Raw genomic sequence first — 10,932 nt, forward strand, 5'->3', positions numbered from 1 at the left:
ATACCACCGCCTCAACCACCGCTACGAACGCAAACCAGGCAACTACCTGGCCTTTCTCGGACTCGCAGCCGCTCTCTGCTGCTACAAACGGCTCCTCAAACTGACCATGTAGGACACGGTCTTAAAGAAATCTATTTCCAGGACGGCGGCAGTCGCGCTATGGGACTGTCCGAAGTAGAAATCAACGACATCGACTACCTGGACCTGGGTTACTAACGGCCTCGGGGGAAATTGAGATTCGGGCGTGCCGGCCTGGCGGTTCGGCTGGTGGGTGATCAGCAGGTCACGTCGCGGACGAGGACGAGTTCGGTGCTCGTCTCTGGGCGGGTGACCCGTTGTGCGGATCGGAGGGGCCGTACGGTCGACTCGGCGTAGCCAGGGAGTTCGCCGTTGCCGGCCGCGGAGGCGGCCCGGAGGGAGCAGTGCGGAGACGTGGCTGTTGATTGCGGCACTCAGGCGGCGGGGGGATATGCCGGTGGCGGGGGGATGTAGGGGCTGCGCTCCTGCCTGGAGAGGGCCAGTCGAAGAAGGGCTACCAGAGCGCCCGGGCCTACGGCGATCGCGGCGAAGAATGCTGGTTCCCACTGTCGTGAGACGAAGGAAACGAGGCGTCCGTTGTCCCCGTTGTCCTGCAAACTTCTTTGGGTCACAGGTCCGCCGTATGAAACCTCAGGCGCCGCCCACTCGTCCGCATGCTGCATCCCGTAGAAGGCAGCGCCTGCAATCACGAGGATGGAGGTGCACAGAACCAGCACGGCCCAAATCCGTCGTGCGGAGGGTGCTCGCATGGGTATGAGAGCCACAAGTACCCAGACGACTACCAGCACTAACGCACCCGTGATGGCCACCGGATCTCCAATCCTCTTGTAGCGCAAGGGCTTTGACGATCGCACACGCCGCTCGGACTGTCACCGTGTCAGGTCCGGGATCGGGCGCTTCGGAGATCGAGGGCCGCGCCGATACCGGCTGACGCCGCACATGGGTTCGCGCGTGGCTGGTAGGGACGGGGCCGATGACCTGCTTGATGCGCGGCACGAACCGGTGTTGGTGTGCGTCGGGCGCGAGGCCCTGACCCCGATCGCTCGGGGCAGGGGGCCGGCTCCTTGTGGGTGAGGGGCGCGGGCGGTGCTCACGAGGGCAGGTGCCCTTGGACAGCGAATCCAGTCGTCCGCTGCGCGCTGACCTGCGGCGACTAACGACGTCAGGGGAAATGGTGATCGTCCCGGTCGGGCCGTGACATGAGGAGGACCGTACGGGTTGGGTGAGTTGTGAAGTTGACCTGGGCCCGTGCGGCCTGTTCCCATCCTGCCCTGTCGGGTGTCTCCCGCGCACATTTCGGCGAGTTGTTCGCTGAGCTCGCCGGACCGTGGGAAGCAGCCCGGCAGTCCGCGCTGCGGGCAGCACGCGGCGGAGAGCGCAAGCGGGCGGAAGGGGCTGGCCGCAAGCCGAAGCTGGTCTTCTTCGACCGGCTGCTCGTCACCCTGGTCCACCTGCGACACCAACTGCCGCACGAGGTCCTCGCCGAGCTCTTCGAGGTGGACCGCTCCACCGTCTCCGAGGCGATCCGGCGGCTCCGCCCGCTGCTGGCGGCCCGCGGCTTCGCGGTGCCCGACCGGCCCGGCCTGCGGCTCAAGACGCTGGAGGACGTCTTCGCCTATGCCGAAGCGGAGGGTGTCGAGATGCGGCTCGACGGGGCCGAGACCCAGGTCAGGCGCCCCCAGGCCGGGCGCCCCGGACGCCGTGAGTTCGTCTCCGGCAAGCGCAGGCAGAACACCATCAAGACCACCACGTTCAGCGACGGCCAGGGCCGCATGCTGCTGTCCGGCGTGGTCCGCCCGGGCCGGATGCACGACCAGACCGCCGTCCGCACCGAGGGCATCGCCGAGCAGTTCCGCAACCGGCCAGGCGTGAAGGCCAAGGTCGACTCCGGATACGCAGGGCTGGCCAAGGAGTTCCCCGGCCAGGTCAGCGCACCGCCGAAGAAGCCCAAGGACGAGGCATGCGACGGCGACAAGTACGCCTGGCGCGAGACGCGGCGGCGGCAGTCCTCGGCCCGGATCTGCGTGGAACACACCAACGCCGAGCTCCGCCAGTGGGCACCCCTGCGACGGTTCACCGGACGCCGCGACATCTACGCCGAAACGCACCTCGCGATCGCCTCCCTGGTCTCTGACCGATCCGCACAGCGGGTCACCCGCCCAGAGACGAGCACCGAACTCGTCCTCGTCCGCGACGTGACCTGCTGATCACCCACCAGCCGAACCGCCAGGCCAGCTCGCCCGAACCTCAATTTCCCCCGAGGTCGTAAACCGGAGCGAAAGCATGCCCGCTGAATTCCCGCCTGAGCTGAAGCACGATAGTTGTCACACAGGCAGGCCTGTTGTCACCGGCTGGCCGAAACCGTCGTCGGTGCGCCCCGGCGGGGCTCGCATCGATAGTGGGTGTTCAGGGTGTGAGGAGGGTTTTGCCGATGGTGGTGCGTTCCTCAAACGCCTGGTGCGCTGCGGCGGCCTTCGACAGCGGCAGGACGGCACCGATGATCGGCTTGAGTGCACCGTTGGAAGCCAGGGCGAATACCTCGTCGCGTAGTCGGGTCTGTTGGTCCGCTGTCAGTGCCATGGAGGCGAATCCGGTCACGGAGACGCCTCGGTGATACACCGCGAGCGGGTCGAAGCGCGGTGCCTGCCCGCTGGTCATGCCATAGATGACCATGCGGCCTGTGCCAGAGGTCAGCAGGTCGAACGCGGCCTCCGATACCGAACCGCCCGTGGTCTCCAAGACCACCTGCACGCTGCCGCGTGCCGCATCGCGTACGTGTTCGTGCCAGTCCGGCGCGGTGTAGTCGATCACTGTGTGTGCGCCGAGCCGCTTGGCCACGGCCAGTTTCCTCTCACCTCGGGCAACGCCGATCACAGTAGCGCCGGCATGCCTGGCCAACTGAACCAGAAGGCTGCCGACACCACCTGCAGCAGCTTCGACCAGGACGGTGTCGCCTGCTTGCAGTGCTGCGGCCCGGACCACCCCGACTGCGGTCGAACCCTGACCCAGCAGTGCCAGAGCCTGGTGGTCATCAAGGGCGTCAGGGCAGGGCAGGGCTGCGGCGGCAGACACCACCGCCATTTCGGCGTAACCGCCACCAGAAGTGGCGCTCACCACCCGCCTGCCGACCGTTGCGGGATCGACGCCGGGCCCGACATCCGCCACGGTGCCCGCCACCTCAAAGCCCGGCGAGAACGGCATCGGCAGATCGGGGAGGGCAGTCTGTCGCATCAGGCCGGCCCGTATCTGGACGTCGGCGAATCCGATGCCCGCGGCGGTGACCCGGACCAGCAGTTGCCCGGGTCCCGGCTGGGGGACGGGCACTTCGTCGACGCGTAGTACGGCGGGTGATCCGTAGTCATGGAATCGGACAGCACGCATGCTTCCCTCGCATCAATGATCCGGAGAGGCGACGATCGGTTGCGCCGCCGACGCGAAGGTAGTGCAGGACATAATGGTTACTTCAAGGGTATCTGGCTACCGCGGGGGTACTGGTGCAACCGCTTGATCCCGACATGTTCCATCCGGCCTGTCCGAGCAGTGCGATGCCGATCCGGGTCGGCGACAAATGGTCCGCCATGGTCATCCTGTGTCTGGAGCAGGGGCCACGGCGGTTCTCCGAGCTCCGGGTCCCCCTGCGCGCCCCCACCCCGAAGGTGCTCACCCAGACCCTGCGGGCGCTGGAACGCGATGGGCTGATCACCCGTACCGTCTACGCCGAGGTCCCCGCGCGAGTGGAGTATGAACTGACTGCGCTGGGCCACACCTTGCTCGAACTCATCGCAGCCGGCCGGCGCTGGGCGGAGGAGCACATGCCCACCCTGCTGGCCGCCCGCGCCGCGTACGAGAGCCACAACACCGGCATGGGCTGACAGAACTCGCCAGCAATGGCACGACGGCTGTCGAGCATGCTTGGTGACGAGGCTCCCGCACAGCTCAGGGTGGGCGCCTCCGGTGACAACGGTGATGCCTTGCGCGCTCATGGTGACAAGCAGCGTGCCGGCCTGGTGACAAGTACAGTGCCTTGACATCCCAAAGGCACAGGTCAGCGGCCGTCGGCGGTGACAACTATCGTGCTTGGGCACACCGGCCCGGCCATCGGCCGCGACAAGAGCCCGCTGCTCGACGCCGATCACGCCGCTGATCGCCCGCGCCCTGCGCACCCGGTAGGAGGGGATCCACCCATGTCCGCATCCACGGCCACCCGGCGCGCGTACCGTGAGGTGACGACCCGCCGGGAGGACCAGATGAGCGCGCAGCCCGACCACGCACCCGTCACGCCGTACACCCCCGCGCCGGGAGCTCCGGCCGAACTGTTCCACCAGCTGCGCGCCGACCGGCGTGCCGCTCAGTGGGTGCCGGCCTTCGAGCAGGAATGGGCGGCCGCGCTGGAGGAGTCCCGCCGGACGTTTTCCCTCGGCGGGCTGTACAAGGTCCTCCAGGACTGGCAGGGCCGGCTCGCCCACGCCCCGGCCGTCGACGCGTTCGTCGCCTCCGGCTACGACGACAGCGAGGCGATCGACATGGCGGAGCTACGGGAAAGACGCCGGTGAGCGGACAGCCGTACGCGGTCCGCTTCTCCGCACCGGCCGCGAAGGTCCTCGACACCCTGCCCGAGCACGTCGAAGACACCGTGTGGGACGTCCTGGGCGCCGCCGCCGCCGACCCGTGGGGTTTCCGGCAGTAGAACGCGGAGGACGTCGAGGGCGAGGACGTGCGCTACGCGTCCGTCGGCCAGCTCTCCCTCACCTACTGGGTGAACCGGCCGCTGCGCCGGCTGACCGTGCTGAACATCGTCTGGCTCGGATAACCACCCGGTGACAACGCCACGACCCCGGCATCGCAACTGCCGGGGTCGTGGCGTTCCGCATCGTAGCCACGGCCGTATCCACCCGGACGGCACCGCGGATCCGCGGTGCCGGTCACCAGGTGCCGCGGGGCCGTTCGGCACCAACCTGGACCTCGCGCCGGCACTCGGGACAGTCCGGCAGTTCCTCCACCCGGCGCGGCCCGTCGTCCTTCCTCCAGCTGAACCCGCACAGCGCGGTGTGTGATTCCCCGGAAGCGTTCGTCCTTGGTGGCGTGCGAGCCGTAGCCCGGCACCGTCCAGGTGAACGTTGCCCCACCGTCGTACGGGGCGCCGCCCGGCCACCTGTAGACCGGCTCGGTCGTGGTGCAGCGCATCCGCAGATCAGGGCCCGTCCAGCGCTTGCCGCACCGGATCTGCGAGCTGGCATCGACCGCATCCGCGAGGCGTTCGAAGGACAGGTCGTAGTCGTCCATGTGCTTCCACTTGCTGGGCGGCTGCTCGCGCATCAGCTTGCGGAACATCAGCAGCAGCCGCGCCAGGTCATGCTGCGCGACGCGGACAGTTGTCGTCTCCGGGTCGTAGCCGTACGTCGGGTCGTGGGCGGGCTTCTTCGGCATCGATCCTCGATCGCTCGGTACAGCGCACGGCGCAGTCGGGGGGTACGCCACCGTCGCTTCCACCTGCCCAACGAGCCAGGCCCCGCCGAAGCCACGCGAACGCCGCCGCGAATCAGGACCAACCCGCGCGTGGCCGGAAGGAGCTCTTCACCACGCGAGGTTCCCTTACGCTCTGCGCCCACCGAGCAGCGCCTTCACCCCCGGAGCATTCAGTGAGCGAACAGACCGAGACCACCACCGGCAGCACCACCTCTGCCCCGAAGCGTCCATTGCAGGACCTCGCCACTGGCGACTTGAACGTCATGGGCCTGATCGCTCTGGCGGGGGGCCTGGCTGCCCTTTTCTCCGCGATCGTCTACCTCTGCTGCATGACCTACACCCTGGTGCACTACCGCTCCTGGGACGGTGTCGCCGCCTGGCCGGCCTTCTTCGTCTCCGTCATCCTTGCCGTCATCGCCCTGCTCTCCAGCGTCCCGCTCCTCATCGCGCAGAACGAGTGCCGCTCCACCGTCGTCGGGCGCTGCGCACTCTGGGGCACCTGCCTGACGCTGACCGGCCTGCAGTTCGCCGCCGCCGTCCTGGGTGACGCCTCGTTGTCGCTGTCGGCCATCGTGGGCATGACGGCGGTCATCGGCATCGCCGGCTTCGCGGAGCTGGCCGGGTACGGCGCCGCCGAGTCCTAACGCCAACCCACGCGTCCCAGACCTCACGCCGTGAGGTCTATAAGGCTCACAGCCCATTTCCCCAGGTAGACGCGGCGAACTATGAGGCTGTGAGGGTGTGAGGCAGAGCTCGCGCCGGGTGCCTCCGCACGCCCTGGCCCCGGCCGCCGGCCCGCAGGACGATGGAGTCATGGGCACCCGCGACCAAGACCAGGACGACGTCGTCGAACCCGCGCGGCCGCCGCTCACCGCAGAGCAGGCCCGGGAGGTGACCGCCGGGCTGCGCGAAGCGATGGACGACGTCCGGCACTCCGTCGCACTGCTTGCCGCCCGGGTCCGTGACGCCCACACCGCCCGCGTTTGGACGCCCCTCGGCTACGGCTCGTGGGAGTCGTACTGCGACGCCGAGTTCGCCATCAGCCGCGCCCAGGCGTACCGGCTCCTCGACGTCGCCCGCGCCCTGGCCGCGATCCACGACGCCGTCGCCGCCGCCCCCGATCTGTCTCGCACGCGAAACAGCGCCCCGGCCGCCGCGGCCGCGCTCGACTACGGCCTGTCCCAACGAGCCCTGATCGCCGTCTCCAGCCGTACGGACACCGTCGCGGCGGTGATCACCCGCCGCCTGGCCACGCTCGCCCACAGCGGCCTGACATCCCCGCAACCTACGCACAGCGCCTCTTCGACGCCCGCGACACCGGGGCCGTCACTTCTCGTCGACATCCACGACTCTGTTGATCACCAACTGACTCCTGAACGCGTCGACAATCGCTGTTCCTGGAGATGGACGAAGCCAGGTTTACGGGCGCGGGGCGTCAGCCCTCGCTATCGGAGATGTGGTTGAACCCCTTGAGCACAGGGTCCAGTTCGACCGCCGCGCCACAAAGGGCGCACAGCCGTACCCCCCGCTGCTCGGCCGCGTCTAGCGCTCGGCCCAGCGGCGGCACCGACGCCCCGGCCGGCGCCTCTTCACGGTCGACGGCGTGCACGACACACCACCCCGGCCGTGCCCGCGGCCGCCAGCCTTCGCCAGTACCCAGCCGGACGGCCGCCGCAGCCCCAGCGCCTCAACGGATCGTGGTGCTGGCTTCCCAATGGAGCGAGGTGAAAGTCAAGCACGGTTGTCAGGGGCGGGAGTTACGTACCACGCACGGGGCAAGGGCACAGCGGCAAGGGCCGACAGCAGCCGTGCGATGTCGCCAGTCTCGCGTTCTGCCAGGGCCCTCAGCGTCGCTCGTCGAGTCTCGGTGTCGGATTGTCCAACGACCAGCCCCACAAGATCAGCCGTTCTCGCCAGAGTGTGCTGTACCTGTTGGAGTTCGTAGATACCGCTGCGGATATCAAATGCGGTGTCCTCGCCGTGCGTGCGCAAGATCGGGTAGGCGTCGGTAATCGCAGCGATGAGATCGAGGGCAGCCTCACGAACCGCGACCAGCCGAACGCAGGAGGAGGCCAGGTGTACGGCCAGTTTTTGGAACGCCGCGAAGCTGTCATCTGCAGGAATGTTGAAGAGAGCGGAATCGGCTGCTGAGACCTCAAAATCCTCTCCGATGCGCGGGAAGTAGGAGTACAGGCCGTGTGGCTCCCCGAAGTCCTCCGCGTAGTCCTTGTTGAGGACTATGAGTCGGAGTACGGCTCGGCGTAGAGCGGCAGGCGGAGTGGTTCCGAAAATTGCGAGGGCATCTCGGAGCTCTTGAGCACTTTCAGCCAGTGAAAACGCCACGGCCATGGCCCGCCCTGCGTCTAGGATGGCCAACATGTCGGTCATTCCCTGGGCCGCATTGCGGAGCACGCGGCAGTCCCCGTGGAAGTACGCGCGACGGACAGGCAGGGCGTCGAGGAGAGCAGCGGCCCCGAGCAGCGTCCCGGCGTCCTGCTGGTCTTGCGTGCGGGGCAGGACAGGCAATTTATCCAGGGACGCACCGAGCAGTCCCCAGACTCGGGTTCGCCGTTCCCGGCCGAGGTCGTCGATCGCAGTGAAGGGCAAGACGGTGAGAGCGCTGGGACCTTCGTCAAGCCCATGCTCAATCACCACGCCGACAGCGAGGTCACCGTGGTGACGGTCGGAGACAAAGACGACGGCGCCCGACAGGCCCTGCCACTGCGACCCCTCGCGCATGCCCGAAGGGGTGTCGGCAACCTGCAACCGCAACAGGCCTGACACAGCGCCCGAGGCCGGCGCGATGACGCCGGTGATCTGAACGGTGTCACGCAGTCGACGTCCGAAGATGTTTCGACGTCGCATGAAGCGCGGGAATCCCACAGCCCAGCAGTGGTCGAGAAGGACCGGCGTGGCCCGATTCACCCGAGCGATCCCCACGGTGCCTGACACCTCAAGGTCGTCGCTCACGCGCAGGACAGCGAGGTCAAGGCCGTCGGAACGACCGTCATAAGCCACGGCGGCTTGGTGCTCCGCACCCGCACTGGTGCGGATGGTCACTTCACCGTCCCCGAGGTTGTGACCGGTGGTCACCGCGTACTTCGGCTGCATCAGGAAGCCTGACCCGGCCAACCATGTCCCGCCGCTCGAATGGTCTTGAGCGATCGTCAAGACTGCCCGGGCTGGCTGGGCAGCTACCAGCGGGGATGCTCCCGAGGAGCTCACGGCCGTTCGTCGAGCTCGTGGGCCACTCGAATCCGTCGACCTTCACGGTCGACCGGTGGTTCCAGATTTACGATCACTTTCTGCACGGCTTGATGTGAAATCGCTGTGCCCCCGGCCAGGTCGACAACCCACAACTTCACGCCCGCCTTGCCATCGGCACTCCGGGTCACCCCGACTTGCAGCTCGATCTGGACGGCACCCACTGGGAACTGCAAGCCTTGATCCACACTTCGTGCCGACGCATCGACCAATTCCGCACGGATCTGGTCGAGCACGTCTGACAGCGGAATACGATCACTCATCAGTTACTCCCTCGTCATCGCACAGCATCGCGCTCGATCACATCACGCTTGGTGAGCACCACGCGGTGAGTTGGCGAGAGTCAACGCTGTTCCGGTCGGTGTACTGGTGGGCTCTCACCGGCTCGGGGGCGGGGGACGTCCTTGTCGTCATGGCCCCACCGTACGGACGGACGCTGGCGGGGCGCCGACACTCGGCGCGACCTGCACTGACACTGCCCTCTGTCCACAGGATCCCCGTCCGTGAGGAAAGCCCGCTGCTCGACGCCTTCCGCATCGCCGACACGCTGCGCCGCAGCCCTCACTTCGTCGCCGCCGATACCGAACCCGGTGACGGCACCGTGCGGTTCACCACCGAGGCCGGCATCAACTACAAGCTGACCCTCAAGGACGCGGAACCCACCGACGACGACCTGCTGCTTGAGCCCGTGCTCACCGAGGCCATCGCCGCGGCGATCCTCAACCACCCCGGATTCGCCACCGCGGATGCGGACTCGCCGCGCGAGGACACCATCACCATCCAGACCTACAACCAGGTGCGCCACCTTCTGGTCCTGGACATCGACCACGGCAACGCGATCGCCCCGGAAGACCTGTCCACCCCGGCCGTCGACGTCGCCCTCGCCGCCGACAAGCTACTCACCAGCGACCCGAGCGACTCGGAGCGCGCCACGGCCGAACTCCTCAACTACGTGGCCGCCACCTGGGACAAGCAAGACCCCCCGCTACGCGAGCACGCCCAGGCCGTCGCCCGCACCCTGCGCATCCAGTAGGAGGGGATCGGCCCATGACTGCATCCACGGCTACCCGGCGCGCGTACCGTGAGGTGACGACCCGCCGGGAGGACCAGATGAGCGAGCCCGACCACGCCCCCGTCACGCCGTACGCCCCCGCCCCGGGAGCTCCGGCCGAACTCCTCGCCCAACTGCGCGCCGACCGGCGCGCGGACACCTGGGTGCCGGCCTTCGAGCGGGAGTGGGCGACCGCCCTCGAGGAATCCCGCCGCACGTTCTCCCTCGCCGGGCTGTACGCGGTCGTCCAGGGCTGGCAGGGCCGCCTCGCCTCCGCCCCGGCGGTCGACGCGTTCGTCGCCTCCGGCTACGACGACAGCGAGTTCATCGACATGGCGGAGCTCCGCGGGCGGCGCCGGTGAGCGGACAGCCGTACGCGGTCCGCTTCTCCGCCCCGGCCACGAAGGTCCTCGACACCCTGCCCGAGCACGTCGAAGACATGGTCTGGGACGCTCTGGACGCCGCCGTCGGCGACCCGTGGGGCTTTCGGCAGTGGAACGCCGACGAACCAGAGGGCGAGGACGTCCGCCACGCCTCTGTCGGCCAGCTCTCCCTCACCTACTGGGTGAACCGGCCCCTGCGCCGCATGTCCGTCCTCACCATCACCTGGCTCGGATAGCCACCCGTGACAACGACCTGACCCCGGCATCGCAACTGCCGGGGTCAGGTTGTTTCCGATCGTAGCCACGGCCGTATCACCCGTTGCCACCCGAGCGGCAACGCGTATCCGCCCGCTGCCGCTGGGCCAGGGCCGGAACCGGCGGTTCGAGATGGCCGATCCGGTATGCGAGTTCCGGTGGGCCAAGGGCGGCCAGGGCTTCGCGGGCTGGTAGTTCTCGGCGATCGGGCCGGGCCGGCTGGGGGCGTGGCGGCGTTGGCTGCGGCTCGGGCCAGTCGGCGCTGCTGCTATGCGGCGGGCTCGGCCGGGTCGATGGATAGTCCGTCTCCTGCGCAAACCGGCTAACCCGTGGGCCGTTCAGTCCTATTCTTCTGGTCGTGGCAGCGATCCCTGGTGAAGTGGTGGGCAGCCGGTACCGGCTAGTCGAAGTGGTCGGGCAAGGCGGCATGGGGCGTGTATGGCGTGGTGACGATCAGGTATTGGAACGCAAGGT

Annotated in this window: 13 protein-coding genes and 2 pseudogenes; 11 read left to right on the forward strand and 4 right to left on the reverse strand. The window is 68.0% G+C overall.

All coding sequences use genetic code 11. The annotated features are described in order from the left end of the window. From EES42_RS45885 to EES42_RS43890, 3 genes and pseudogenes are all read left to right on the forward strand, one after another. Positions 1-112 (forward strand): annotated as a pseudogene (locus EES42_RS45885) (IS5/IS1182 family transposase); the annotation flags it as partial. A 5-nt stretch (positions 113-117) separates the two neighbouring features. Then, a pseudogene (locus EES42_RS47135) lies at positions 118-216 on the forward strand (XRE family transcriptional regulator); the annotation flags it as partial. A 1,127-nt stretch (positions 217-1,343) separates the two neighbouring features. Further along, positions 1,344-2,246: a transposase gene (locus tag EES42_RS43890; protein WP_241196997.1), complete on the forward strand. Its 903-nt coding sequence runs from the start codon at positions 1,344-1,346 to the stop codon at positions 2,244-2,246. A 199-nt stretch (positions 2,247-2,445) separates the two neighbouring features. Here EES42_RS43890 and EES42_RS43895 read toward each other — a convergent pair whose 3' ends face one another. Further along, complete coding sequence (locus EES42_RS43895) at positions 2,446-3,420, reverse strand: quinone oxidoreductase family protein (RefSeq protein ID WP_124723775.1); 975 nt, start codon at positions 3,418-3,420, stop codon at positions 2,446-2,448. Between the two features lie 164 nt (positions 3,421-3,584). On the opposite strand from EES42_RS43895, the gene EES42_RS43900 reads away from it, so the two are divergent. From EES42_RS43900 to EES42_RS47140, 3 genes are all read left to right on the forward strand, one after another. Next, on the forward strand, positions 3,585-3,911 hold the full coding sequence (locus EES42_RS43900) for a winged helix-turn-helix transcriptional regulator (RefSeq protein WP_124723776.1): 327 nt from the start codon (positions 3,585-3,587) through the stop codon (positions 3,909-3,911). Positions 3,912-4,286: 375 nt separating this feature from the next. Beyond that, a complete protein-coding gene (locus EES42_RS43905; protein WP_124723824.1) occupies positions 4,287-4,592 on the forward strand; it encodes a DUF6247 family protein in 306 nt (101 codons plus the stop codon). Next, complete coding sequence (locus EES42_RS47140) at positions 4,589-4,726, forward strand: hypothetical protein (RefSeq protein ID WP_241196998.1); 138 nt, start codon at positions 4,589-4,591, stop codon at positions 4,724-4,726. The genes EES42_RS43905 and EES42_RS47140 overlap by 4 nt, the downstream gene beginning before the upstream one ends. A 62-nt stretch (positions 4,727-4,788) precedes the next feature. Here EES42_RS47140 and EES42_RS47145 read toward each other — a convergent pair whose 3' ends face one another. After that, positions 4,789-5,466 (reverse strand): hypothetical protein, encoded by a 678-nt coding sequence (locus EES42_RS47145; RefSeq protein ID WP_241196999.1) that lies wholly within the window; start codon positions 5,464-5,466, stop codon positions 4,789-4,791. 212 nt (positions 5,467-5,678) lie between these two features. On the opposite strand from EES42_RS47145, the gene EES42_RS43920 reads away from it, so the two are divergent. Together EES42_RS43920 and EES42_RS47150 are read left to right on the forward strand one after the other, a co-directional pair. After that, the gene (locus tag EES42_RS43920; RefSeq protein WP_124723777.1) at positions 5,679-6,149 is read left to right on the forward strand and encodes a hypothetical protein; all 471 of its coding nucleotides are present in this window, start codon (positions 5,679-5,681) and stop codon (positions 6,147-6,149) included. 169 nt (positions 6,150-6,318) lie between these two features. Then, on the forward strand, positions 6,319-6,969 hold the full coding sequence (locus tag EES42_RS47150; protein WP_164495606.1) for a hypothetical protein: 651 nt from the start codon (positions 6,319-6,321) through the stop codon (positions 6,967-6,969). Between the two features lie 267 nt (positions 6,970-7,236). Here the strand turns inward: EES42_RS47150 and EES42_RS43940 are convergent, their stop codons facing one another. Both EES42_RS43940 and EES42_RS43945 read right to left on the reverse strand, forming a co-directional pair. Then, positions 7,237-8,676, reverse strand: a complete 1,440-nt coding sequence (locus EES42_RS43940; protein ID WP_124723780.1) for a serine protease family protein — start codon at positions 8,674-8,676, stop codon at positions 7,237-7,239. 50 nt (positions 8,677-8,726) lie between these two features. Beyond that, the gene (locus EES42_RS43945; RefSeq protein WP_124723781.1) at positions 8,727-9,032 is read right to left on the reverse strand and encodes a trypco2 family protein; all 306 of its coding nucleotides are present in this window, start codon (positions 9,030-9,032) and stop codon (positions 8,727-8,729) included. Between the two features lie 149 nt (positions 9,033-9,181). Here EES42_RS43945 and EES42_RS43950 point away from each other — a divergent pair, with 149 nt between their 5' ends. From EES42_RS43950 to EES42_RS43960, 3 genes are all read left to right on the forward strand, one after another. Then, complete coding sequence (locus tag EES42_RS43950) at positions 9,182-9,802, forward strand: hypothetical protein (protein WP_124723782.1); 621 nt, start codon at positions 9,182-9,184, stop codon at positions 9,800-9,802. Between the two features lie 77 nt (positions 9,803-9,879). Further along, positions 9,880-10,182, forward strand: coding sequence for a DUF6247 family protein (locus EES42_RS43955; RefSeq protein ID WP_124723825.1), 303 nt, complete (start codon positions 9,880-9,882; stop codon positions 10,180-10,182). Beyond that, complete coding sequence (locus tag EES42_RS43960) at positions 10,179-10,439, forward strand: hypothetical protein (RefSeq protein WP_124723783.1); 261 nt, start codon at positions 10,179-10,181, stop codon at positions 10,437-10,439. The genes EES42_RS43955 and EES42_RS43960 overlap by 4 nt, the downstream gene beginning before the upstream one ends. Positions 10,440-10,932 lie beyond the last annotated feature (493 nt).

Origin of the sequence: Streptomyces sp. ADI95-17 (genome assembly GCF_003846175.1) — a bacterium.
Taxonomy (GTDB): domain Bacteria; phylum Actinomycetota; class Actinomycetes; order Streptomycetales; family Streptomycetaceae; genus Streptomyces; species Streptomyces sanglieri.

Coding starts and splice junctions, on each gene's coding strand:
- EES42_RS47150 (WP_164495606.1), top strand. CDS start 6,319: ATGGGCACCCGCGACCAAGACCAGGACGACGTCGTCGAACCCGCGCGG.
- EES42_RS43895 (WP_124723775.1), bottom strand. CDS start 3,420: ATGCGTGCTGTCCGATTCCATGACTACGGATCACCCGCCGTACTACGC.
- EES42_RS43955 (WP_124723825.1), top strand. CDS start 9,880: ATGAGCGAGCCCGACCACGCCCCCGTCACGCCGTACGCCCCCGCCCCG.
- EES42_RS43950 (WP_124723782.1), top strand. CDS start 9,182: ATGGCCCCACCGTACGGACGGACGCTGGCGGGGCGCCGACACTCGGCG.
- EES42_RS47145 (WP_241196999.1), bottom strand. CDS start 5,466: ATGCCGAAGAAGCCCGCCCACGACCCGACGTACGGCTACGACCCGGAG.
- EES42_RS43900 (WP_124723776.1), top strand. CDS start 3,585: ATGCCGATCCGGGTCGGCGACAAATGGTCCGCCATGGTCATCCTGTGT.
- EES42_RS43945 (WP_124723781.1), bottom strand. CDS start 9,032: ATGAGTGATCGTATTCCGCTGTCAGACGTGCTCGACCAGATCCGTGCG.
- EES42_RS43905 (WP_124723824.1), top strand. CDS start 4,287: ATGAGCGCGCAGCCCGACCACGCACCCGTCACGCCGTACACCCCCGCG.